General features: G+C 43.4%; 26 protein-coding genes. 12 read left to right on the plus strand and 14 right to left on the minus strand.

Annotated elements, in window-relative coordinates; genetic code table 11:
- Positions 1-341 precede the first annotated feature (341 nt).
- A complete protein-coding gene (gene hpf / locus JMW94_RS08105; RefSeq protein ID WP_201603858.1) occupies positions 342-710 on the plus strand; it encodes a ribosome hibernation-promoting factor, HPF/YfiA family in 369 nt (122 codons plus the stop codon).
- A gap of 238 nt (positions 711-948) precedes the next feature.
- On the opposite strand, the gene thiS is transcribed toward hpf, so the two are convergent.
- The 4 genes from thiS to JMW94_RS08125 all read right to left on the minus strand — a co-directional run bounded on the left by thiS (position 949) and on the right by JMW94_RS08125 (position 3,325).
- Entirely contained in the window at positions 949-1,149 is a 201-nt protein-coding gene (gene thiS / locus JMW94_RS08110) for a sulfur carrier protein ThiS (RefSeq protein ID WP_055123529.1), read from the minus strand.
- Positions 1,150-1,273: 124 nt separating this feature from the next.
- Positions 1,274-1,651: a DUF423 domain-containing protein gene (locus JMW94_RS08115; RefSeq protein WP_201603860.1), complete on the minus strand. Its 378-nt coding sequence runs from the start codon at positions 1,649-1,651 to the stop codon at positions 1,274-1,276.
- 113 nt (positions 1,652-1,764) lie between these two features.
- Complete coding sequence (gene rpoH / locus JMW94_RS08120) at positions 1,765-2,628, minus strand: RNA polymerase sigma factor RpoH (protein ID WP_198329691.1); 864 nt, start codon at positions 2,626-2,628, stop codon at positions 1,765-1,767.
- A gap of 241 nt (positions 2,629-2,869) precedes the next feature.
- On the minus strand, positions 2,870-3,325 hold the full coding sequence (locus JMW94_RS08125; protein WP_201603862.1) for a sulfurtransferase TusA family protein: 456 nt from the start codon (positions 3,323-3,325) through the stop codon (positions 2,870-2,872).
- 519 nt (positions 3,326-3,844) lie between these two features.
- Here JMW94_RS08125 and JMW94_RS08130 point away from each other — a divergent pair.
- The gene (locus JMW94_RS08130; protein ID WP_201603864.1) at positions 3,845-5,473 is read left to right on the plus strand and encodes a M48 family metalloprotease; all 1,629 of its coding nucleotides are present in this window, start codon (positions 3,845-3,847) and stop codon (positions 5,471-5,473) included.
- A gap of 47 nt (positions 5,474-5,520) precedes the next feature.
- Here the strand turns inward: JMW94_RS08130 and JMW94_RS08135 are convergent, their stop codons facing one another.
- Positions 5,521-5,970 carry a GatB/YqeY domain-containing protein gene (locus tag JMW94_RS08135; RefSeq protein ID WP_045443381.1) on the minus strand — a complete coding sequence of 150 codons (450 nt, stop codon included), beginning with the start codon at positions 5,968-5,970 and terminating at the stop codon, positions 5,521-5,523.
- Between the two features lie 144 nt (positions 5,971-6,114).
- Entirely contained in the window at positions 6,115-6,330 is a 216-nt protein-coding gene (rpsU, locus tag JMW94_RS08140; RefSeq protein ID WP_010195908.1) for a 30S ribosomal protein S21, read from the minus strand.
- Positions 6,331-6,739: 409 nt separating this feature from the next.
- Here rpsU and JMW94_RS08145 point away from each other — a divergent pair, with 409 nt between their 5' ends.
- The 5 genes from JMW94_RS08145 (at position 6,740) to JMW94_RS08165 (ending at position 10,340) form a co-directional block, all read left to right on the plus strand.
- Positions 6,740-7,138: a hypothetical protein gene (locus tag JMW94_RS08145; protein WP_198329557.1), complete on the plus strand. Its 399-nt coding sequence runs from the start codon at positions 6,740-6,742 to the stop codon at positions 7,136-7,138.
- Between the two features lie 84 nt (positions 7,139-7,222).
- Positions 7,223-7,732 (plus strand): c-type cytochrome, encoded by a 510-nt coding sequence (locus JMW94_RS08150; RefSeq protein WP_198329558.1) that lies wholly within the window; start codon positions 7,223-7,225, stop codon positions 7,730-7,732.
- Between the two features lie 325 nt (positions 7,733-8,057).
- Positions 8,058-9,116, plus strand: a complete 1,059-nt coding sequence (tsaD, locus tag JMW94_RS08155; RefSeq protein ID WP_055123523.1) for a tRNA (adenosine(37)-N6)-threonylcarbamoyltransferase complex transferase subunit TsaD — start codon at positions 8,058-8,060, stop codon at positions 9,114-9,116.
- A gap of 55 nt (positions 9,117-9,171) precedes the next feature.
- The gene (locus JMW94_RS08160) at positions 9,172-9,543 is read left to right on the plus strand and encodes a CrcB family protein (protein WP_045452571.1); all 372 of its coding nucleotides are present in this window, start codon (positions 9,172-9,174) and stop codon (positions 9,541-9,543) included.
- Positions 9,544-9,731: 188 nt separating this feature from the next.
- Positions 9,732-10,340, plus strand: a complete 609-nt coding sequence (locus tag JMW94_RS08165; RefSeq protein WP_045452568.1) for a hypothetical protein — start codon at positions 9,732-9,734, stop codon at positions 10,338-10,340.
- A gap of 128 nt (positions 10,341-10,468) precedes the next feature.
- Here the strand turns inward: JMW94_RS08165 and JMW94_RS08170 are convergent, their stop codons facing one another.
- The 5 genes from JMW94_RS08170 to potA form a co-directional block, all read right to left on the minus strand.
- On the minus strand, positions 10,469-10,999 hold the full coding sequence (locus JMW94_RS08170) for an SMI1/KNR4 family protein (RefSeq protein ID WP_201603866.1): 531 nt from the start codon (positions 10,997-10,999) through the stop codon (positions 10,469-10,471).
- Between the two features lie 296 nt (positions 11,000-11,295).
- Complete coding sequence (locus JMW94_RS08175) at positions 11,296-12,186, minus strand: LysR family transcriptional regulator (protein ID WP_201603868.1); 891 nt, start codon at positions 12,184-12,186, stop codon at positions 11,296-11,298.
- 93 nt (positions 12,187-12,279) lie between these two features.
- Positions 12,280-13,110 (minus strand): spermidine/putrescine ABC transporter permease PotC, encoded by an 831-nt coding sequence (gene potC / locus JMW94_RS08180; RefSeq protein WP_201603870.1) that lies wholly within the window; start codon positions 13,108-13,110, stop codon positions 12,280-12,282.
- A complete protein-coding gene (gene potB, locus JMW94_RS08185; protein ID WP_201603872.1) occupies positions 13,110-13,988 on the minus strand; it encodes a spermidine/putrescine ABC transporter permease PotB in 879 nt (292 codons plus the stop codon). Before potB ends, potC begins: the two co-directional genes overlap by 1 nt.
- Positions 13,988-15,250 carry a spermidine/putrescine ABC transporter ATP-binding protein PotA gene (potA, locus tag JMW94_RS08190; RefSeq protein WP_201603874.1) on the minus strand — a complete coding sequence of 421 codons (1,263 nt, stop codon included), beginning with the start codon at positions 15,248-15,250 and terminating at the stop codon, positions 13,988-13,990. The genes potB and potA overlap by 1 nt, the downstream gene beginning before the upstream one ends.
- A gap of 492 nt (positions 15,251-15,742) precedes the next feature.
- On the opposite strand from potA, the gene JMW94_RS08195 reads away from it, so the two are divergent.
- The 3 genes from JMW94_RS08195 (at position 15,743) to JMW94_RS08205 (ending at position 18,229) form a co-directional block, all read left to right on the plus strand.
- The gene (locus JMW94_RS08195; RefSeq protein ID WP_045443399.1) at positions 15,743-16,381 is read left to right on the plus strand and encodes a carbonic anhydrase; all 639 of its coding nucleotides are present in this window, start codon (positions 15,743-15,745) and stop codon (positions 16,379-16,381) included.
- A 152-nt stretch (positions 16,382-16,533) separates the two neighbouring features.
- Positions 16,534-17,115 carry a lactoylglutathione lyase gene (gloA, locus tag JMW94_RS08200; RefSeq protein ID WP_055123520.1) on the plus strand — a complete coding sequence of 194 codons (582 nt, stop codon included), beginning with the start codon at positions 16,534-16,536 and terminating at the stop codon, positions 17,113-17,115.
- Positions 17,116-17,230: 115 nt separating this feature from the next.
- Positions 17,231-18,229, plus strand: a complete 999-nt coding sequence (locus JMW94_RS08205) for a mechanosensitive ion channel family protein (RefSeq protein ID WP_227685459.1) — start codon at positions 17,231-17,233, stop codon at positions 18,227-18,229.
- Positions 18,230-18,341: 112 nt separating this feature from the next.
- Here the strand turns inward: JMW94_RS08205 and JMW94_RS08210 are convergent, their stop codons facing one another.
- The 3 genes from JMW94_RS08210 to ribA all read right to left on the minus strand — a co-directional run bounded on the left by JMW94_RS08210 (position 18,342) and on the right by ribA (position 20,949).
- Positions 18,342-18,812 (minus strand): c-type cytochrome, encoded by a 471-nt coding sequence (locus tag JMW94_RS08210; RefSeq protein WP_045443409.1) that lies wholly within the window; start codon positions 18,810-18,812, stop codon positions 18,342-18,344.
- 427 nt (positions 18,813-19,239) lie between these two features.
- Positions 19,240-20,247, minus strand: coding sequence for an oxygen-dependent coproporphyrinogen oxidase (gene hemF, locus JMW94_RS08215; protein WP_201603876.1), 1,008 nt, complete (start codon positions 20,245-20,247; stop codon positions 19,240-19,242).
- 30 nt (positions 20,248-20,277) lie between these two features.
- Positions 20,278-20,949 (minus strand): GTP cyclohydrolase II, encoded by a 672-nt coding sequence (gene ribA, locus JMW94_RS08220; RefSeq protein ID WP_201603878.1) that lies wholly within the window; start codon positions 20,947-20,949, stop codon positions 20,278-20,280.
- 554 nt (positions 20,950-21,503) lie between these two features.
- On the opposite strand from ribA, the gene dxs reads away from it, so the two are divergent.
- Together dxs and JMW94_RS08230 are read left to right on the plus strand one after the other, a co-directional pair.
- On the plus strand, positions 21,504-23,561 hold the full coding sequence (gene dxs / locus JMW94_RS08225) for a 1-deoxy-D-xylulose-5-phosphate synthase (RefSeq protein WP_201603880.1): 2,058 nt from the start codon (positions 21,504-21,506) through the stop codon (positions 23,559-23,561).
- Between the two features lie 346 nt (positions 23,562-23,907).
- A complete protein-coding gene (locus JMW94_RS08230; RefSeq protein ID WP_045452546.1) occupies positions 23,908-24,735 on the plus strand; it encodes an inositol monophosphatase family protein in 828 nt (275 codons plus the stop codon).
- Positions 24,736-24,784 lie beyond the last annotated feature (49 nt).

A 24,784-nucleotide genomic window follows, 5' to 3' on the forward strand; every position in this document is an offset into this window, starting at 1 on the left:
ATAGAAATATTAAGGAAACAACCGTTTTTATTACATTTAATTACACTTTACTGTCTTGCTACTATTCGATATTCATGACAAATTAGAGTCATACCAACAACGAAATCTAAGTGTCGATTTAGCGTATTTACTTATCTCATTAATCAAGATGACAACGAAAGGACACGTTCGATTTTTGCTAAAAGTATCGATTACTAAAGGCGCTGATCAATAAAGACACACCATTCATTGTTGGTAAGGCAGGGTGAAAAAGCAGGAATGCTGGCTCATCTGTTGATTGTAAGTAACAACGCAAGCAACAACGTAGGCAACAATGTAAGTCATAATAAAAGGACAACAATATGAATGTTTCTATCAGTGGTCACCATATCAGTGTTACCGACGCTATGAACGCAGCTGTTCAAGAAAAACTTGATAAAATTGGTCGTCATTTTGATCAAATTCAAAGTATTCAAGTCATTTTATCATTAGATAACAGCGGTGCTATAAAGAGCTATAAGGCTGAAGCGATTATGCGAGTCTCGGGTAAAGAGATGTTTGTCCAAGCGCTTGACGATGATATGTATAAAGCCATTAACGAGATGGCAGACAAACTTGATAGACAAGTACGCAAGTACAAAACCAAGTTGGAGAGCAAAAAGACTCAGGGTGCTGGGCGTGATGGACGCTATGAAGAGCTGATGACAGACGATGCTGCTCCAGCAGTTTAATGTTATAGAGTTTAGGATATTTAAAGGTTAATGATTACTGGCTGATGAAATAATAAATAGTATCAGTAGCCGCATTTTTAGATATCTCTAAATGACATTGCCTAAAACGGAAAAAGACCTCGAACATTTGCTATGTTGAGGTCTTTTTTATGAGCAATTATTTTTTTAAAAACTCACCTTTAAATACATTTCTTTAAGCACATTTGTTTTCAAATCAACAGATCATCATTTTAGCTAATTAGCCACCACCGACTGCTTGCACCACTTCGATATTCATACCTTCAGCGATACTTAATTGAGCAAGCTCACTCTTTGGAATCAGTTCACCATCGACTTCTACTGCATAACGACCTTGGCTAAGACCAAGCTCATTGATGACCAATTGCACGGTCTGATGGGTAGTCTGTAGTGTCTTACCATTAACGATAATGGTACTCATAAAATATACTCCTTAATGATTTTTTATCCTTTTGTGCGTACTAAGGCGTGTTCTCATTTTTATCTCTATTTTCAAAATGAGGATATGCTATAGAGTGCAACTTACTTATCGTTTGATCGATTGATTATTTTGTGACCAATTTGTTCATCTTAAATGATGACACTGCTAACCATAGCCAACCTGCAATCATTAGTACGCCGCCGATAGGCGTAATCGCGCCAAACCAAAGTGGTGCGCCAAGTGTCATTGCATATAAGCTACCAGCAAATATCATAATGCCAATTTGTAGTAGCCATGCAGTAGTTTGCGTGGCATATCTCAGGCGAATCAACAGACCAACCAGTAATAAACCCAGCGCATGTACAAATAAATACAGTGTTGCAGTGTGCCACCATTCGAGTTGTTGAGCACTGACGATGTTTTTTAAGCCATGCGCTCCAAACGCTCCTAAAGCGACGGCGATGGCCATATTGATCGCTGCAATGCCTATCCAATTTAACATGACAAACTCGTATTATTGAAAACTATAGCTGTTGAAAGCCAATGATTCTTGACAGGTAGTGACTATTTATAGGTAAAAGCTATTTACAGGTAGTAATTATTGACAAGTAACAACTACTGAATATCATCTGGCAAAATAACGCTATCAATGGTCATTGCCTCGCGGATTTTGTCCATGGCGTTTTTTTCGATTTGGCGCACGCGTTCTGCTGAGATAGAGTAGACGGCTGCCAATTCGTGTAAGGTTGATTTTTGCTCAGAGAGCCAGCGTTGCTCCACGATATCGCGTGAGCGCTCATCAAGGGTATCCATTGCCGCAATCAATGCAGATGAGTTGCTTTCTTCCCAATCTGCTTCTTCTAACTGCTCGGCAGGATCGATACCATCTTCTAAAAATAGCTGCGGTGCATAACGTCCATCGTCGTCATCGCTAGATTGCGCTTCAAACGAGGCGTCATAAGAGGTAAGCCGCGATTCCATTTCTAACACCTGCTTGCGTGTGACATTTAAGTCTTTGGCAATGGCATCAGCCTCTTCTAGCGTGAGCTGGTTGTTGGTTTTTTTGAGACTACGTAAGTTAAAGAATAGTTTACGATGCGCTTTGGTGGTCGCGACTTTGACAATGCGCCAGTTACGAATCACAAATTCATGGATTTCTGCTTTAATCCAATGCACAGCAAATGACACCAAACGCACGCCCTTATTCGGGTCAAAGCGTTTTACAGCTTTCATTAGTCCCAGATTGCCCTCTTGGATTAAGTCTGCTTGCGGCAAACCATAACCCGAGTAGCTGCGGGCAATATGAATCACAAAACGCAGGTGCGACATCACGAGCAGACGCGCCGCTTCTACATCGCCTTCATCATAATAACGATGTGCCAGCTCTTGCTCTTGGATTGGTGTCAAAATTGGGATTTGGTGCACCGTGTTGATATAAGCGCCCAAATTGACCCCAGGCGCTGACAAATGAGTCGGCATCGCTGGCACTAAGTCACGGGTGCTAGTGTCGCCTAAGGCGCTAGCATCATAAGGTGGACGTTGGGCGGCAGCTTTTAATGCGGCATCACGTGCTTCGTTTTTTATAGGAGCTGCCTCATCTTTTTTATTCGTTTTTGCCGTATCAGTAGAATTATTAGCCATATTCTTGACCTTGATTAAATAGTGACGCAAATAGTCAGATAAAAATCTTTATAGTTGTAATTGTAAAGGATAGCGACACTTAGTTGCTATCAGTTTTAGTAATGATAAAGTGATATATTGTATCGAAACGCTGTGCTGATAAGCTATCCGCTGATGGCTGATCCGTCATGCTATTAACGATTAATCGCAGTTGACTTGCGGCATTTGCTTGCTGGCTTTGTTGACAAAAAGCGGTGATATCAGCCTGTGAGTTGGCATCAGTTGCGACCACATATAATGAACCGCCAGCTGTGACGTCACGTAGTGCCACTTTGGTTTTTAACAGTGGCATTGGACAAGCAAGTCCGCGACCATCGACGAAACGTTGGACATGAATAGGCTGCGTTTCATTCGCCTCATGATCTGTAGTGACAGTATGCGCTAGTAACAAGTCTAACAGGTTGTTGATGTCTTGCTGCTCAGTATCAGACAAATCTGCTGATAAGTTTATAGAATAAGGCGAATATACGGTGGTTGACTGACGATCAGCAGACATAAAATAAACCTTATAAATATTTTGGTTTGTACTAGATTGTATTGAACATTCGCAAACACGCAATGACAGTGCCTGTTCTTCATAAAAGACACTCGGCAGTGACCAGACCCTATAGTCATGAAATGTCATTATACCAAATAGCCGATATGTAGTTGAAGTTGAATATAATCAACGTCACATTCAGTTCATTAGAATCACCTATGGTCTATTCAAGATAATTTAGATACAAGGAAGGCTAGCAAAAGTACTAAAAATAGTAGACTGAGCGCGCCTGATATCATATCCATTTTATAGGGGATTGACTAAAGCCATGTTGCACAATAGTGACGGGCAGCTGAGTTATTGGTAGTCGAATGCAGACTAGAATTGACCTTATATCAGCAAGCTCGTATAGTCGAAAAACGTTTAGTCAAAAAATCAGTCGAAAACACCTTACTTCAAAAACAGTATCATCACTCACTTGCATAGGATACGTACTTGAACCATTTTAATAGACAATCGATACTTGGTAATGCGCCCATGACCCAGGAAAAAAAATGTAAAAGTGCCGCGCGTTCGATGGCATTATCGAGCGCTATTAAATTGGCATTGTCGGCGGTACTAATGACGATGACCACTGCTGCCATGAGTGAGGATAGTCTTAATAATGCTAATACGAGCAGCAAAGCGATGGAATCCAATTATAATTCATGGCAAACCACCGGCTCAGAAGAGCTAAATCTGCCCAATTTGCGCGGACAAGGCTTGAGCTTCGCTGAGCAATATCAAAACAAATTGCTCGGCGAATGGTCGTTACGGAACGTCAATGGTCGTATCAAAATGGAGCATGATCCTTGGATTCAAGAAACGGTCAAAGACATGACTTGGCGTCTCAATGCGCAAGCAAGGCAGCAAGCGCCGATGGGTTTGGTTATCATTGATAACCCAAGTATCAATGCCTTTGCAGCACCAGGCGGTGTCATTGGACTCAATACAGGGACGATTCTGGCCGCTAGCAGTATGGATGAGCTTGCCAGTGTGGTGGCGCATGAAGTTGCTCACATCAGTCAGCGCCATTACGAAAGTGGTGCTGATGAGCGCAAAAAGGCCTTGCTGATGCAGATAGGCGGTATGCTGGCAGCGATTGCAGCATCGGCGGTCGATGGTGATGCAGCGGCAGCAGTGATGATGGGCAGCCAAACGGCAACGATGAACAGCACGATGGCATTTAGTCGAAATAATGAGCGCGAGGCCGATCGGGTGGGCATGCAAATCATGACCCAAGCAGGCTACGACCCAAGGGCGATGCCGCGATTCTTTGCCACGATGAACCAACGCAGCCAGCTCAACCAAGTTGAAAATCGATTTTTACCAAGCTTTGTACGCTCGCATCCACTGAGTAACGAGCGCTTAAGTGAAGCGCAAAGTCGTGCCCAGCATTATCCTTCACTGTCACTAAATCAGCAGCAGCGCCATCAGGCTTTATTTGATCTGCTCTACTGGCGTGTCCAAAGTACGGGTAAACATGCCTCAGAGACAGTGCTAATGACGGCTGCTAAAAATAGCGTAGGTGCCAAATTGGCTTTGATGAACTGGTATGGCGAACAGCAACGCTTTACAGAGGCAAGCGATTTACTGGCTGAAATCAATCGACTGCCGCCTACGCAGCTCCAAAATTTAGAGCCTTTACTATCGATTACTCATAGCAAAATTCTAACGGAACAGAATAAATGGTCACAAGCGGCGGACGTATTAGCCAGCCAGCAGCGTGTTTATCCTGAGCGTCGTGATCTGCGTCTTTATTTGGCAGAAGCGCTCACCAATAGCAATCAGCCAATCAAAGCCCAAGCACTACTCAAGCCACTGACCGAGCAGCAACCAAGCGACCGTTATGCTTGGCAAAGTTTACAACTGGCCAATGAAAAACTGGCAAAAACGACCGACTCTGCGTCCCTGAAAAATATTGCCACCATTAACGCGCTACGCTATCGCAGTCATGACCAACTATGGAGTAGTCGTTACGAGAGTGCATTGACGTCACTCACCCAAGCCAAACAACTGGCGGAAAAGCTACAAACCACGGCTCAAGCCAGTAGCGCCCGTCCATTGCTTGCCAATATCAATGCAGAAATCAAAGCAGTAAAAACCGCCAAAGACTTTGAGCCTTAGGCGGTTATTTTTACGATGTCGTCATTAGCTTTTGATGACACTAATTACTAGCCTTGTAGCGCATCTTTCACCAGCTTAGAGATGAGAGCAGGATCTGCGCGTCCTGCGGTTTTGTTCTTTAATACACCCATCACACTGCCCATGTCACGCATAGATGTCGCGCCTTGTGCAGCGATTTCCGCATTGACCAAAGCCGCAAGTTCAGCATCATCCATTTGTTTTGGCATAAACTCATTGATAATATCAATCTCAAACTGCTCTTTGGTTGCCAGATCATCACGATTGTTTTCGGTAAAAATAGTCAATGACTCATGGCGTTGTTTTAGCTGCTTTTGCAGTATATCTAAGACTTGCGCATCATCAAGCTCTATTTGACGGTCAATCTCAATTTGCTTGATAACCGCTTGCACGTTACGCAGTACTTTGACACGCTCAAGCTCACGCGCTTTCATAGACACTTTGACATTGTCTGATAAAGTCTGTTTAAGTTGGCTCATTGTTATTATCCTTATTTGTTAAGAGGTATTTATTCAAATTTTTAAGCAATAATAATAAAAATTGTAGCATAAAAAACGCCACTGATATCAATGGATAACAGTGGCGTTAATGTAGCACTTGTACTTAATTAATCGAATTATCGATTAGTACATACGAGTGGTACGAATAGTTTCGCGTTGTAATTTTTTCTTATAACGCTTTACGGCAGCAGCTTTTTTACGCTTACGTACTTGCGTTGGTTTTTCATAAAACTCACGCTTACGTACATCTGATAATACGCCAGCTTTTTCGCAAGCACGCTTGAAACGACGGATAGCGATGTCAACTGGTTCGTTTTCTTTAACCTTAACTGCAGGCATGAAGACTCCTCGATTAGGATGAGATATAAGGGCATTAGTCTGGCTGTGTATTAGTATTTAGCCGTAATATCTCAAGATTACAGGCATCAGCTCAAACTAGGATAATCTTGCGCATGAGCACAAGGGCAAGCATTTTAATAAAAAATGTCACTTAAGTCAATGATTTTAGCACATTAATCCATATTTATCATTAAGTTGCAATGCGCAATGCGCAGAGACAATTTTAAAAGTAGTTAGAACGCAGGTTTTTGCTCCAGCTTTAGTGAAACTATAAATGCAAAGTATAAAATTACTATGAATAAAAAACCCTACTGTCTATAACGGTTTGGTTGGAGTTTATGCTATGATAATTTGCATATAATAGTCAGCATATTAACCATTTTATGTGTATTTTATTGAGGATGTTGGAATGAAAAAAACAGGACTAAATACAGCGCTAAGCACCGCATTTATCATTGCTCTTGGCTTTGGCATTAGCGCTTGTAGTGGTGAAAAAGAAGGCGAATCACACGAAGTATTGGCAAAAGATCGCGTTGATGAAGCCGCTGAGCTGGCTCGCAAAAACGCACCTGAAGCTGAAAAAATGGAGTTCCCAGAAACGGCTCCAGCGCCAGTAACTGAAGCTGAGGGCACAGTAGATGGTGCTGCAACTGCTGAAGCAGGGACGACTGCTACTGATATGACAGATGCAACGGATAGCGATGTTGCTGTCGCTGACAGTGCAGATATGCCAGCTAGTAGTGCAGATGTGCCAGCTGCTGCTACGGCGGCAACGCCTACTGCTGACGCTGAACCAGCTACGAACTAATCACGGTTTGTGTGTTGATAGGTTTTGAATTTATGCGCTGTCATAAACAGTCGCTAACATGAAATATCGAATAGAGGTGTGATCATGATAAGTAAACAGCAGCGTATGAATAAACTGGTCTTATCTGCTATCAGTTTAAGTGCGCTATTAGCAATCACTGCTTGTAGTAGTGACAATGCAGCGGTCGAAGAGCCAGCTGTTGCCAGTGAATCTGCCGATACAACGGTAGTGGTAGAAGACGCGCCTATAGTCGAACCTGAGGTCGTTACGCCTGAACCTGTGGCAGATACCGAGACGACGGTCATTGAAGATAAGCCAGTGCAGGAAATCTCTGCGGAGCCAGAAGTGTTGGCTGCGGATGCAGGCGCCAAACTTTATGAGACCAACTGTAAGGTTTGTCATGAAGGCGGGCTGCTGAACGCGCCTAAATACGGTGATAAAGCCGCGTGGGAGCCGCGTCTGGCTAAAGGCACAGAGACGCTGCACATGCATTCGGCAAAAGGCTTTAATAAGATGCCAGCCCAAGCCACCGATAAGGTCAGTGAAGCCCAAGTTTACGCAGCTGTAGATTACATGATTGAAGCAGTTAGTTGATCCGGTATATTAAGAGATATTGACCATTGAAATTTGTTAAACTGACCGTCATTGTGTCTGACAATGGCGGTTTTTTTTATGCACGTTTTTTGGCAGATACTAGGGCGTGTCCTCAATAATTCAATCGATTAACCTCTAAATGGGCTAGAAATGGCTAAACTTTGTCAAATAGCTTATTAATATCTCGATAGTATTTACGCTGCTTTCCTTGTTTGACGGCAATTTATCTCATTTTTATCACCATTTTTAAAAAGACGACACGACCTAAAAGATAGCAACGTTGTAAAAAATAATACGCAGACCAAAGTATGATAAAGGCAAAAATATGAAAGTATTGGGTTTAGAGACTTCTTGTGATGAGACAGGTCTGGCGATTTTTGACAGTGAGCAGATGAATAGTGACAATCAAGGGCTGGTTGGACAAGTTCTGTATTCACAAATAGAGCTGCACGCACTATATGGCGGCGTTGTGCCTGAGCTTGCCAGCCGCGATCATATTCGTAAGTTGGTGCCTTTGCTTAATGAGTTGTTAGAGCAGTGCAATGTGAAGAAAAGCGAGATTGATGCCATTGCTTATACCAAGGGACCCGGACTCATTGGCGCTCTGATGACGGGCGCATTATTTGGGCGAAGTTTGGCGTATGGTTTGGATATCCCTGCCATTGGTATCCATCATATGGAAGGACATCTGCTCGCACCGCTGATGGGTGCCAATCCACCCGCCTTTCCGTTTGTTTCGTTATTGGTCTCAGGTGGGCATACATTACTCATCGCCGCACGTGGTGTTGGGCAATATGAGATATTGGGTGAGTCGATCGATGATGCCGCAGGTGAATGCTTTGATAAAGCCGCCAAAATGCTAGGCTTGCCGTATCCGGGTGGCCCTAATATTGCCAAATTGGCTGAAACAGGCAACCCAACTGCTTACAATTTGCCAAGACCGATGCTACATCGTGGCCTAGACTTTTCTTTTAGTGGTATGAAAACCGCCGTGCATAATCTTATTAAAGACACCGATGGTTCAGGTGGCTCAGGGAATAATGCGGACAGCGATCCGCAAGTTCGCGCCGATATCGCCGCCAGCTTTCAGCATGCAGTCGTCGATACGCTGGTGAGAAAGTGCGTGAAAGCACTGAAGCAAGTAGAGATGAGTCGATTGGTGATCGCGGGCGGTGTCAGTGCCAACACTCATTTGCGTGAAACTTTGGAGAGCGAGCTTGCTAAGATAAATGCCACTGTGCATTATGCGCCGCCTGCATTATGCACTGATAATGGGGCGATGATTGCTTATGCTGGTTATGAGCGCCTGCAGGCAGGGCAGTCTGATGATTTAGCGGTGAGCTGTGTGCCGCGTTGGCCGATGACTGAGCTACCAGCAGTGTAAAGACGGCTTTGCTCAATACTATCTCCGTTAACCTTTATTAACCTAAGGATGAACTATGCAGTGGCTTGCTATTGGACTAGGGGCTGCCATTGGGGCTTGCCTGCGGGCATGGTTGGCTCGCTTTAATCCGCTGCATCACTGGATACCCCTTGGGACGCTTGGTGCTAATGTATTGGGTGGACTATTAATAGGGTTGGCACTGGTGTGGTTTGAGCGCGTGGGCAGCAGTTTATCGCCCAATGTCCGACTATTTGTGATTACCGGTTTTTTGGGCGGATTGACCACCTTTAGTACTTTTAGTGCAGAAGTTTTTACCTTTATCAACGCTGGTAAATTATTAGCAGGTTTGGGATTGGTCGGACTACATCTGGGACTGACGTTACTAGCAACGGCTATCGGATTTTACTTTTTTAAGCTGGTTTTATGAGCTTTGATAGATGCCATTCGCATAATGGTCTAATATAAGTGGTTCCATTATACCAGTCTGTTATAAGTGGTCTGTTAATAGGTTTGAAGGGTGAAAGAGCTGGTTCCCTTGGGGTATACCTAAAATACATATTCAACGCACCCTAAAGATACGGTTTCCTAATATACTGGCATTGCAGGTGAAAAATAATGAGCTATTTAAATGAAAAATGGAAACCAAACTTTGGAATTGTATATACATGGTTTGCAATGGATAAAAATGGTTTAATTGCTATGATGTTTAACAACTCGTGGGGAGATATACCAAAATCTATTCTAGGAATTAATGGCGCTGAGTTATTATTAGATGATCTAAATGAATTTACTTATGAAGAGTCTGAGAAATTTTCTGAATATCCTGTTCGTAAGGATGGTAAAGCTACTTTAGATCTATATTCTAGTCTAATGTACAGAGACTACAAGTCTAAAAAAGAGGTTGAAAACTTCATTCAACACAGATTACGTGATGAAAATGAAATGTCTGATTGGACTGTTCCTTCCTTTAAAGGTTACTTTATTTATGAAGCAGTTGAAGGAAGTAATGAAGGAGAAGATTATCCTGTGGGATATGAAGGTCAGACTAAAATAGGAGATTATTTTCGTCATCTTATGCCAACAGTATATGGTTCTATTAATGACTTCCCAAAAGAGCTATGGTACGGTATTGCCGTTTCAGATACATTAGATTTTACTAAAGATAGAGTGCTTGACAATGACAAGATCAATAACTACTTTCCTAGAAATTATGAATCCAGATAGATAATAATCCTTTGAATCTGCTACAACTTATTCATAGCCGATAGTTCGATGCCTGTATAGCGCACCGATCATGGATTAGTAGAAATGAATGCGACCATCAAAAATCGACCTTTATACACCCTATTAAACTATATTTGAGGATTGTTCTTAGCATACTGTAATCTTGCATAAAACTCTGGATCAGTATCCTCTAAGCTGTTCTCATACTCTTCTCTGGAAGTTAAGGATTCAATGAAACAATCAAAGCTATCAGCTATTTTGATTAAAGTATTAATGTCATCAGCATAAGAAGACTCATGATCATAAAAGTATACTTTGCCGTATTGCTTAGGCAGCAAACAAATGCAAAAGTTGTTACCTCCCTCATCATAAGAAAATGCCAGTAACCCTGTTTTCCTTGTGCTGTTGTCATCACCAAAGTTTGATTCTAATTGAACGTATTCAGGACCATCATGTATACCTAGCATACCGTGTATAATCGTTATACCTTCATCTTCTGATATATTGCAAATAGTATTAATAGGCTCTGCGCCATTAAAATTAAGGAGGTATTTACGATAATCTTCTGGCAAACGATACTGTATTGTTTGTTCAAAATCTTTTAGTACCTTAGTGCTAAGCTCTCCAAAAGGGTTAGCTGATGTATACTTTGTTTCCATTAATTTATACCTTGATTTAAGTTTACATTTCTACATCTTACATTATCAAAATCTTAAAAAATATGAAAAACAATCAATGTCAGGTGTATCTCTACAATTATCCTCGAAATATCAGCCTTATGTACACTCACAAGTACACTGCTATTATTTTCAGCTGATCAATCTATCAGCGTATATGACATACAGCTAGATGTTCAAGTCCTCACTAGGGTACCGTTATTTACCATAACGCTCGTCATAGCGTAAGAGAGCGGATGATATTTCTCAACTGGGATAATTTAGTAGATAGTGAAATATTACACCGGCTTCACAATGCCTTCTAATAAATTCGCAAATCCTTGCATATAAGCGGTATCTTGGCTCGATGTGCGCGTCGCAGCATAGAGCTGACAATGCACACCCGTACCCAATGGACGCGAGACGACCCAGCCTTTTTTTTCATATTCAGCAACCACCCAATCAGGTAACGCCGCCACACCGCGTTCACTAGCAACCAACTGAATCAGCATCGCCGTCAATTCTGTGTTACGAATGCTATCAAAGCTTACTTGCGCAGGGGTCATAAAATTGGCAATAATATCAAGGCGCTTGGCTTCCACTGGATACGCAATCAGGGTTTCATTGGTTAAATCATCTGGCTCAATAAATTTCTGCGCCGCCAAATCATGCGTTGGCGATAGCACCAAGCGACTTTCATACTCAAATAACGGCTGATAGCTGATGCCGTCTATCGGTAAATCGCTGGTGGTAATGAGTAAATCGATATCACCTTCCATCAATAAGTGGTGCGGCTCTGGCTCAAAACCTGTCGCAAAATCTAGCTCTACATCAGACCATTCGCGGCGGTAATGATTGAGTATCGGCATTAGCCAATCGAAGCAACTGTGACATTCAGAGGCTAGCCGTAATCTACCCGCTTGACCGTGAGCTAAGCGTTTAAGATTGGATTTGGTACGAGTGACCTGCGGCATGATGCTATCTGCCAATGCCAGTACCGTTTTACCTGCTGGCGTAAAAGTCAGTGGACGTGTTCGGCGATTGACCAAGCTGATATCGTAATAATTCTCTAGCTCTTTTAGCTGATGCGAGACCGCAGACGCCGTGACGTGCAGTTCATCGGCAGCCGCCGCCAATGAGCCATGCGCTCGTAGCGCGGTTAAGGTATTGAGATGACGAAGTTCTAGCATAAGACGACCTAACCGCTAAGGTGAGAAAAATTCATTATAATTGATATAGCAATGACTTTCATTCAAAGTCATTATTTAATCCGCGGTGATAAATTAGCGTCGACGTAATAATAGCTGCGAAATAATGACCAATATCAGCGAAGCAACCAGTAAAATCGTCCCAATGGCATTGACCTCTGGTTTGAGTCCTACTCGTACCATTGAATAAATCCGTAGCGGTAAAATCTCATAACTGGGCCCCGTGACAAAGGTAGAAACCACCACATCATCGAGCGATAAGGTAAATGCCAGTAGCCAACCTGCCATCACTGCGGGCAGAATGACAGGAATGAGCACGGTACGCACCATCGTTGATTCACTAGCGCCCAAGTCGCGTGCGGCTTCCATCAAGCGTTCATCCAGACTGCTCAATCGTGCAAACACCGTGATGACTACAAACGGTAAGCAAAAAGTAATGTGCGCGAGTAACAGCGAGACGAACCCTAATTGCAACCCTATTAATAAGAATAATGCCAATAATGAAATAGCGAGTACAATTTCAGGCGACATCATTAATACAAATAACAGCCCATTTAATAAGCCTTTACCGCGAAAGTTATAGCGATGTAAGGCGAGAGCAGTTAGCGTTCCTATCAAAGTTGAGACGGTGGCTGCGACCAATCCCAATACAATAGAATGCCAAAAAGCATCGAGCATCGCTTGGTTATTCAACAGCGACTCATACCACTTTAAGCTAAAGCCGCCCCAGTTATAGCCGACTTTTGACTTATTAAAGGACATGACGACTAAGACGATAATTGGCAAATACAGCATGGTATAAATGAGACCAAGATAGCCTTTAGCCGCGATACTGCCAATCTTAATAGACGATCTTTTTTTAGTTGCCGAGCTATTCAGTTGATGATTCAGTGAACTATCAGACATTAGGCCACCTCATTAAAGTCGGTCTTGCCAATGCGGCGACTACTGGCACGGTAGGCGAGTAATAGTACCACCATTGCTAGTGTTAATAACACGCTTGCGGCTGCGCCAAATGGCCAGTCACGCGCATCCAAGAATTGGTTTTTGATGATATTGCCGACCAATAAATTGCGTGAACCACCCAAAATATCTGCCACATAAAACATACCCATTGCAGGCAGCAGCACCAATAATACCCCTGAGATAATGCCAGGCGTCGTCAATGGCAATATGATATGCCAAAAAGTCTGGGTCTTTGATGCGCCCAAATCCTGTGAAGCGAGTAGCATGTCATTGCGCAAATCGGTAAATACTGCGTATAACGGCAACACCATAAATGGGAACAATAAATACGTCAAACCAGCAATAACCGCCACTTGCGTGTATAAAATATCAATTGGGGCATCGATGATACCGATCGCCAGTAGCGATTTATTAATCAAACCATTATTGGCAAATAGCAGTTTAAGCGCATACGTCCGCACAAGAGAGTTGGTCCAAAATGGTAGGATTAACAGCATCATGAGTAGTGGCTGCCAACGCGTTTTGGCTTTGGCTATCAGCCAAGCAAAAGGGTAGCCAAGTAACAAGCAGATGATGGTTGTGATGCCTGCCATCCATAATGAATGAATAAATACGCCAAAATATAGCGGATCAATCATGCGTATATAGCTGTCGATGCTGACAGGCAAGCTAATAAAAGCACTGCTATCGCGGGTCAAAAAACTGACAGCGATGACTAAGATATTTGGCAATAGGGCAAATATCAATAACCAACCCCAAATCAGCCAGAGCGTTACGGTACGAAAAGGACTTTTGCTGCCTAAGCTATGACCTGCCATCAGCTAATATCCTTTTGAGCAGCTAAACTGGCAGCTTGATGATTGGCTTCATCATCAAGCGTACCGTCTTCTGGTAGTACCCACTCCCAGCCATCGACCCATGATACTTTGACGCCTTCATATAACTTGTAATCAAAGCTTGGATCATCCTCATCAAAGAATTCAGAAGCCTTAATAATGTGACCGTTTGCTAACTCAATAATCGAATCTAAGGTGCTACCTTTATAGTTGCTTTCAATCACTCGCCCGAGTAAGCCACCATGTTCTTTATCATTGGGGTCATAAATTCGCAAATCTTCAGGGCGTAGCAATAAATTAACGATATCGCCCACTTGTACATCGTTAGCAAAATCAGGACGGCGTAGATTGCGTAAGGTGGTCGGGCCATCTTGTGCTTGTGCTTCACAAACTTCGACTTCGATACGGCCATTGGTCACGCGACCGTCGCGATCTGGTTGCTCAGGGTAAACGCCTCTGACTTCCGCTTTAAACAAGTTGGTCTCACCGATAAACTTGGCGGTAAATAAATTCGCGGGTGTTTCATAAATCTCAATAGGCGTGCCGATTTGCTGAAAAGTGCCATCTTTCATCACGGCGATACGATCCGACATCGATAGCGCTTCTTCTTGATCGTGGGTGACAAAGACAAAAGTGATGCCAAGCTCTCGTTGCAGCCGTTTGAGCTCAGATTGCATTTGCAAACGCAGCTTATGATCGAGCGCAGATAGGGGCTCATCAAGTAGCAACAGTTTAGGACGATTGATGACGGCCCGTGCAATGGCGACACGCTGCTGCTGACCACCAGACAAGTCTTGTGGTCTGCGATTGGCTAAATGCTCCAGCTGTACCATGGCGAGCATCTCGCGCACGCGGGTTTGAATCTCATCTTTGGGTACTTTTTTGAGCTTAAGCCCGTAAGCAACGTTTTGCGCGACACTCATATGTGGAAACAAGGCGTACTGCTGAAACACTGTGTTTACGGGACGTTTATCCGCTGGCAAGCCTGCCATCTGTACGCCGTCTAGATAAATTGCCCCAGCGTTTGGCTGCTCAAAACCAGCGATTAGGCGCAGTAAGGTTGTTTTACCGCAGCCTGATGGACCAAGCAGCGTCAAAAATTCACCGTGCTTGATATCAAGATTGATGTCTTTTAATACTTCAGTTTGATCATAGGTTTTTTTTAGACCAGTCAGTTGCAGTAGTACTTTGTCATCTTGAGCTGATGCAGAGGCTCTGTGCATATTTGGCGGTGAATTGGTCATAATATTTATTCCTACGTGTCCGACATCGCAGTACAGCTATTTATTTAGGACACTGTGGTCAAGGTGATTTGATATGGATATAAGCGATGGGTGTAAACCCGATTTGGTCGCCGCGTATTATAACAAACCCTTGATATAAATCAGTGCAAGTTCGTTATAAGTTCTGCGAGCAACACGATTAAGCTGTCAATGGCTGTTGATGCTTGATAGTTCGGTGTTGTCTGTTTGATGCTCGGTTTTGGCTAACGCATTTCTGTTTTTCAGTTTCACTGCCAACTTTATAATTCTGTATGATTAGCAATAACTGCCATTCTATGACGATATTTAAACAAAATTTTTTATCATTTTTTGGTTTTTATTCCTATACAATCACGGTATGGCAGACAAACACAATGCGCCTGATAGGTTAGTAGCCATTCGCAAATCTATGTTTGAATACATGTGTGGAAAGCTGTTTATAACGCTAATATTATTAATGATAAAGGATGTCTTATGCCTAACGATACACGCCCGAAAACCGGTCAAGAAGCTCTTGCGCTTTTAAAAGAAGGCAATATGCGCTACATAGATAGTTTGACCACCACTGACCCAACAATGCAAAGACGACCTGAATTGGTTAAAGATCAAGATCCCTTGGCCATTATTTTGGGTTGCTCGGATGCACGAGTACCAGTTGAGATTGTATTTGATCAAGGCTTGGGTGATTTGTTCGTTATTCGAGTCGCTGGTAATGTCGTCGCGCCTTCACAGATTGGCTCGATTGAGTTTGCGGCCGAAAAGTTCGGTACAAAATTGGTGGTTGTGCTTGGGCACTCACATTGTGGCGCGGTCACGGCTTGTGTTGAGACACTGATCAATCCTGAGAAAAACTATTCGCCCAACTTGCAATCGATTGTCGATCGCATTCGCCCAAGCGTTTATAACTTGCATGAGCTTGCCACTGCCAATGGTCAAGATGTCGATGCCGACGAGTTGGTCGATCGCTCTATCCGCGCCAACGTCCGTATGTCAGTTAGCCAGCTCAAACATGGCTCGCGGGCATTAGAGGACTTAACCAATAGCGGTCAATTGCTGGTCGTGGGTGCAGAGTATGATTTGGAGACAGGAAAAGTACGTTTCTTAGACAGCTAATTAATCGGTTAAATGGGTAGCACCCAGTGTGCGCTCTTACAAAATCCACTCAATGCTTTCGCGATTTTTTATTATGATAAAAGGGTCAAGCGCGTAAAAAATATTCACGCGCTTGCTTTTAAACTCTCTATTTTGTCAATATTAGGATGACTATGTCTATAGCAAATACTGGCTCAGCCACTGATAATAATAACGAATCACTTATCGCTCAACCAACGAGCAGCGTCAATACCGATGGTGTGCAGCCTATCTCAGCACAGACGACAGGTTTTACTTTTAACCACACCATGCTACGTGTCAAAGATCCTGCCAAGTCGTTGGCGTTTTATACCGGTGTCCTTGGTATGACTTTGCTGGCGGTAAAAAAATTCCCTGACATGGGTTTTGATTTATATTTTTTAGCCAAGTTAACTGAAAGCGAGCGCGACAATTTGCCCGCGGGTGATGATTTGGAAATCTTTGCCTTCCGTCAACGCGGCATCTTAGAATTGACCCATAATTATGGTACCGAAACGAAAGCTGACTTTAGTTACCATGATGGTAATGGTGAGCCACAAGGCTTTGGACATATCTGCTTTAGCGTACCTAGTCTCGATGAAGCGGTTGCTTGGTTTGATAAAAATAATGTCGAATTCAAAAAACGTCCAGAAGATGGCAGCATGAAAAACATTGCCTTTATCAAAGATGTTGATGGTTACTGGATTGAAATTGTACAAGCAGATTTAATGGGCTAGCTTGACAGGCTGGTACGTCAATACGCCAGTTAATCTAGGACATGCCCCAGTCAAACAATCAATTAATCGAGTGGATGGAAGCATAAAGCTAACCAACCAAAGGAGTGACGTCTAGATGCCTACCTCTGAGGCAGAAACGACAGTAAATACCAATATAGCTGCTGAACCAGTAACGACGGATGTGCTGACATATCAAAGCATCATTGATTCAGCAAATGAGATAGTGGTTGGCTTTGTTGAACGCATTCCCTATTTTGTCGCATCAATTATTGTTATTCTGATTTTTTGGTTTCTATCGATTGTCTTCAAAAAAGTGGTATACAAACTTTTAGGCAGTCGCAGTCGGCATCAGAACTTGGTTAAAGTGTTTCAGCGAGTAGGTGGCGCACTCATCATTTTTATCGGTTTTATGATTGCTATGGTGATTGCCGTGCCAGGATTTACGCCTGCTAAGCTGATTGGTGCACTCGGTATTGGTTCCGTCGCTATTGGTTTTGCCTTTAAAGATATTTTTCAAAACTTGCTCTCTGGTATTTTGCTGCTGATCTCAGAGCCGTTTCGTATCGGTGATCAGATTGTCTCAGGCGACTATGAAGGGACGGTTGAGGATATTAAAATACGCGCCACGACTATTAAGACGTATGACGGTCGGCAAGTGGTTATTCCCAACTCTGACTTGTATACCTCAGCATTGACTGTCAATACCGCCTATAAGCAGCGCCGTTTGCAAGTGGCTGTCGGTATTGGCTATGAAGATGATATCGAAGCAGCAAAAGCTGAGATTCTACAAGCGTTAGATAAAGTCGAAAGCGTATCGAAGAAAGCGCAGCCAAGTGTGATTGCTACGGGCTTTGGTGATTCAACGATTGATTTGATGGTACGTTGGTTTATCGAAGATGGTACTCAAGCCAACAAAGTGACCTCGATTCATCAAGTGATCGTAGAGATTAAGAGCGCACTCGATGCAGCAGGCGTCAACATTCCATTCCCGATACGCACGATAGATTTGAGTGATCCATCAGTGACATCAATTGTGAATAAATTGCATGAGCAAAAGGCGATCGATGTTAATAACGATGTTAATAACCATGTTAATAAAGCTGTGGCAGAGTAATTTGTTTAGCGCGTTATTTTAAAGAACGGCCTTTCACACAATATTTTCGAAATAAAAATCCGCCATATCAAATGACATGGCGGATTTTTTTACGATATCAATTTATGACAATTTAGTCAGTTTTGACTTTAAAATCGGTATGACATGATTTACAGCTAGCGCCGACTTCACCAAAGGCTGGTTTGACATCGTCGATGCTAGTGGCTGTTTGTGCAGCAGCGTTCAGCTCAGCAGTGACTTTTTGAAAGTTTTCTGCTTCTGCGCGAAAACCATCGGCATTTGACCAAACGGCATCAGTCGCATTGCCAACGGCTTCTTTATTTTCAAAATGACTCCAAGGCGTAGCAGCGTCTTCTGCTAAAAATGCGGCTTGCTCTTTGAATACGGCGGCATCAAAGGTGTCAGGTGCTTTCATCATATCACCCATGACACCCATCGCATCACCATAGCTTTTCATGCTATCTTGGCGGGCTTTTACATCAGGGTCAGTGGCAGTGCTACACGCTGTTAGACCTAGGGCGGCTGCCATCAATGTGATGCCAAAGATAGATTTTAATGATTGGTTGGTATGAACCTGTGCCATGTGAATTACTCCTGTAAAATTGGTTAGTAGTAGGCGCGCTTATAAACGCTGGCTTTACATACTGTTTTTAAATATCTGCCCTTAAAGGCTTCTTCTAAATTAAAAGGTTTCTTTTAAATACTGCTTTTAAATACTGCTTTTAAATAAAGCGTATTGTTATAAAAATTACCTCATCATCTTTTGGAAACGCATTCGCTTCTAAAGGATTTTTCCAACAATAGTTTTCATTGTAACGGTTATCTGTGCAGTGAACGTAAATTTAGTTGTTATATCATCGTAATTTTTGAGTCAGTGACTTTCGCTCATATAAATTTGCGCCCATATAAATTTGCGCTCATATAAAAAGGTCAGCGTGGATAGCTGACCTTCTTGATACTCTCTAAAGACAAGCTAACAAATACCTTAGCCTTTATTATATTCACACAAACTATAGAGTCAACCAATCGCGTGGTTTTAGATAAAAATCGGTCAATGCAAACTCAGGCGAGCCTTCAGTCGGCTCAAAGCGATAATGCCAGCTGGCAAGCGGCGGCATACTGACTAAGATAGACTCGATACGACCATTGCTTTGTAGTCCAAATAGAGTGCCGCGGTCATAAACAAGGTTGTACTCAACATAGCGACCACGGCGATAAAGTTGAAATTCACGCTGTGCCTCGGTATAAGGGGTATCTTTACGCTGTTCAAAGATGGGCATGATACCGTCAAGATAACCGTTGCCGACCGCCTTCATAAAATTAAAACAGGTTTCAAAGTCCCAGCCGCGACTTTCTGTATTGACATCATCATAAAATAAGCCGCCGATACCGCGTTGCTCATCACGATGACGTAGGTGAAAATACTCATCACACCATTGCTTGAAATCAGGGTAGACGCTGTCACCAAAAGGCGCACACAGATCATGACAGACTTGATGCCAATGCACGCAATCAGCAAGTACAGGATAAAACGGCGTCAAATCAAAACCACCACCAAACCACCAGATAGGGTCTTCGCCTTCAGCTTCAGCAACGAACAAACGCACATTGGCATGGCTGGTTGGAACGTTCGGGTTTTTGGGATGGACAACCAATGAGACACCCATGGCTTGGGCTTTACGACCAGCGATATGGGGATGGCGTGCAGTGGCTGAAGCAGGCAAGTTATGCACGTGAATATGACTGAACATCACACCCGCTTTTTCAATCACCTCACCGTCTGCTAGAACACACGAGCGACCGCCGCCGCCTTCAGGACGTTGCCAGTCATCAGGAATAAAGACTGCCGACGTTTGGCTATCACTGCTGCCATCGCGCTCTTGCGCTTCTAAGGCTTGACAGATACGAGCCTGCAAATCGACCAAAAACTCACGCACACGCATAATGTCGTTATTGGCTGGCACTGTTAAGTCTGTCGCTGATAGCTCTGTTTTATTATCTGTATTTGAAATACTCATAAAATATCTATTTATTTAGTGTATTGATGTCTACTTATTAAGATGTAACGCGGTATTGAAATCTTTATCTAATAAATGACCCATGCGGTCGCGCTTAGTCGCTAAATATTCAGCATTCATATCATTCACCCCAACCAATAAAGGCACGCGTTCCATGACATTAATACCGTGCTCGGTTAGATAAGCCACTTTGTCTGGATTATTGGTGATGAGTCTGACGGCGTCAACACCGATATGAGCGAGCATCGGCCCGCACATATCATAAATGCGCGCATCAGCAGGTAAGCCCAACATGAGGTTGGCATCTAAAGTATCATGACCTTGGTCTTGCAGGGCGTAAGCGCGAATCTTATTGGTCAGACCAATACCGCGACCTTCTTGGCGCAAGTATAATATCGCCCCGCAGCCAGTCTCTTGAATTGCTTGCATCGCTGTGTTGAGCTGCGGCCCACAGTCACATTTTAATGAGCTAAAAGCATCGCCCGTCAAGCATTCTGAGTGAATGCGAATCAATGGAATGGTTTTTTCTGCTCGCGTGGCGTCCGTTTGACTCGGTGAGCTGTCCGTCATATGTTGATCGACGACAGGCAGACCGACAGTCAGCATCACATGCTCTTGACCTTCGTTGTTTTCAAAGATATGAATATCAAACTCGCCGTGACGAGTAGGTAGTTTGGCACTGGTAATAAATTGATATGACATTAATGTCCTGCATAAGCCGATAAGCGTGGCGGTAGAGGGTCTTTTTTAACCATATTAAAACAGCGATGACATCCTAGCTGCATGATGAAAGTAGGATAATGCCAGTATAATTCATTCGTAAAGAGTGCATGCTGATTGTCTTTATTATAAAAACACACAAAGTTCACAAACGACGCACGATGATTAAAGCGACAATTAAAAATAAATGCTATTATGCCATACTATTTTGACGGATACAGTGACAAGTCTTTGCCCTTACATTACTATGTCGTCACTAACATCCGATATTGATGCAGAATAATAAGGCATAATATTATTCCTTGTTATGAAAGCGCCAAAGCAAAGCTCCATCGCTGTCTATGACGGCAGCGTATGTGCTATTCGGCACAGCTTCTATATGTTTATATAAAGACATAGAGGCTGCCTGAATAAATTTATGAACAGTTATATGGTCGATTACACCAATAATGGTGTAGATATTATTGACGTCACTTAGGTAGCATTATGCACTAAGAGGCTGTCTTGTCAGCAGATTGGTAGGTATCGTACGGTTTATGCAGCAGTCACCTCATTCCCCACAGTCTCAGTCCGTATCTATGCCAGCTGTCGATTCTGCTGCCCAGCTGTCGAATTTACAGCAGACTTATACTGTGATTCCACGCGTCCGTCCTGATACGCCTTTGCTGGATAGCATTGCAGCGCCAGCTGATCTTAATGCCCTGACAACCGCTCAACTTATCACCTTGGCTGATGAGCTGCGGCTATTTCTATTGTATTCAGCAGGTCAAAGCGGTGGGCATTTTGGTGCCAATTTGGGCGTGGTTGAGTTGACCATTGCGCTGCATTACTTACTAGATACGCCGCAAGATCAAATCGTTTGGGACGTGGGTCATCAAGCCTATGCTCATAAAGTCTTGACAGGTCGCCGTGATCAGTTGGCGACGATTCGCTCAAAAGATGGTTTGACTGCTTTTCCTGAGCGTGCAGAATCCGTTTACGATACCTTTGGCGTTGGTCATTCATCGACGTCAATCTCAGCTGGTCTAGGCATGAGCTTAGCACTGCGTTATCAAGGTCGCGTGCAAACCGTCGCTTGTATCATTGGTGATGGTGCAATGACTGGTGGTATGGCGTTTGAAGCGATGAATGATGCGGTGCAACAAGATGCGGATTTATTGGTCATTTTAAACGACAATGACATGTCGATCTCTTGTTCTATCGGTGGTTTTTCACGGCATTTAGCGATGCTATGGGAGTCAGGGTATCAGGTTGATATCTCTGATGCAGGCGAGCCAGTACTATGCCAGCGCCCTGATATGCAAGGCTTTGATCGCCGTAAGCGTCACAAAGAGATGCGTGATGTGCCGCAGTTAGAAGACAATTTATTTAAAGCGATTGGTTTTACCTACTTTGGTCCGTTTGATGGACACAATATCCCTGAGCTACTGCGAGTATTGTCACTTGCCAAGCAGATAAAAGGGCCTGTTTTAGTCCATATTTATACCACCAAAGGCAAAGGTTTTGCCCCAGCTGAGTTAGATCCTGTCGGCTATCATGCTATCAGCAAGCTCCCTGTCGAAATCAAGAATGATACTCAGACTGTCGCCACAGAAAAATCACTGCCCAACATCAAATGTGCGTTAAAATACTCGCAAGTGTTTGGGCAATTCTTATGTGATAAGGCTGCTGATGACGATAAGCTGCTTGCCGTCACACCTGCTATGGAAGAAGGCTCTGGGATGATTGATTTTGCCCATCAATTTCCAGAGCGTTTTTTTGATGTAGCCATCGCTGAGCAACACGCAGTCACACTGGCTGCTGGTATGGCAACCCAAGGCGTCAAACCGATTGTGGCGATTTATTCGACGTTTTTGCAACGTGGTTATGATCAGCTGATTCATGATGTGGCTTTGCAAAACCTTGATGTGATGTTTGCTATTGATCGTGCTGGCCTAGTCGGTGAAGACGGTGCAACGCATGCAGGCGTATTCGATTTTGCCTTTTTACGCTGCGTACCTAATATGCTGATTGCCGCGCCAAAAGACGAAAACGAATGTTACCATTTGCTCAATACGTGCTATGAATATCAAGGCTGCACAGCAGTACGCTATCCGCGCGGTGTCGGTACTGGCACAGTTATCGCATCGCCAGCACAGACTTATAACGTTGGCGAGGCAGTGATAGAGTCGGTATTAGGTAGTGAGGATGCGCCTAAAAAGCTGGCGCTACTCGCATTTGGCACTATGGTTGCGACGGCTCAGCAAGCGGCAGAAAGCCTAATTGACAATGATATAGAATCAGACTGTCAGATACATGTCATTAATATGCGCTGGGTAAAACCTTTAGACACGGCATTATTAGAAAAGTTATTAGAGCAAGGTATTACACACATTGCGACTTTGGAAGAGCACATGATTATGGGCGGCGCGGGCAGTGCGGTAAATGAGTATTTGCTTAACGAATCACCAGCCTTTAAAGACAACCGCCCCGCCGTTATTAATGTCGGCATTCCAGATCGCTTTGTCGCCCATGGCTCACAAGCAGAGCAAATGGCTGATTGTGGTTTAGATGTTAATGGTGTGGTAAGGCAGCTTGAAAAGCTTCTGTCGTAAGTTATACCTTTGAACGTTTTTAAGTTTTTAAACTGTCATTTGGACAGAGTATTGGTTAAATAGATAAAAGCTCGATCGATAGAGCGAACGCCTACTTAGTCGTAGGTGCTGACTTTTTTACAACTTACGCAGTTTGTGATGACCACCAAAATTTGGGTTGGTTTGGCGAACGTCATGGTTTTTTTCGTTTTTTATCGAACAATTTTAGTATAATGCGATCATCGCTTTTAAATGGCGCATTTTTTTAATCGTATAAATACAGTGTGATGCAGCGGCTGATTGGCATGTTGTGGGCACATAGTTCGTCTTATTTTTGACATTCATTCATCAAGCAAATAGGTTATTTATGGAACCCATGGTCGTCATCGCAGCACGTACTGCTGAAAAAGTTGGTAAAGAGATTTTATATGCGCATCAAAACCGCCATAAAATCGAGTTGGATATTGAGTCAAAAGGGCTTGATGGATTGGTTACGCGTATTGATCGTTTTAGCGAAGAGCTGACGATTGAAACCCTAAAAGCCAGCTATCCAAATCACTCGTACTTGGGTGAAGAGTTTGGTATGCAAGAAGGTCGCGGTGAAGATGCGGACTGGTGCTGGATTATTGATCCGCTAGATGGCACCAAAAACTTCGTCCATGGTGTGCCGCAGTTTTGTGTGTCTATCGCTGTGCAGCATAAAGGCGTGACCCAACATGGCGTGATCTATGATCCTGTCCGTGATGAGATGTTCTCTGCTAGCCGTGGTAAAGGCGCGCGCTTGAACAATCGCCGTATGCAAGTGAGCGAGCGCAAAACCATTGACGGTGGTCTATTTACCACTGGTCATCCGCTTGAGCGTAAACGCAATGGCGAAGTCATCTCTTATGCCAAGCAGCATTTTGAAAGCTTGCAAAAAATCTCTGAAGCAGGCGGTCAAGTTCGTCGTTTAGGCTCAGCTGCGCTTGATTTATGTTATGTCGCTGCTGGTCGTTTTGACGGTTATTTTGAGATGTCAATTAAGCCTTGGGATATCGCGGCAGGTGAGCTTATCGTGACCGAAGCACGTGGTGTGGTGGTTGACCATACAGGTGCACACAACTCAATGACTTCAGGCTCTATTTTCGCCTGTAACATTAAGTTATTGAAGCCATTGATGCAAGTGGTTGTTCCAACGTGGGGTGATGCATTTTAAGCACCACTTAAGCATAAGTATTAAGACAACTTAACACTAAAAAGCTGGT

Source organism: Psychrobacter immobilis, assembly GCF_904846185.1.
GTDB lineage: Bacteria > Pseudomonadota > Gammaproteobacteria > Pseudomonadales > Moraxellaceae > Psychrobacter > Psychrobacter immobilis_B.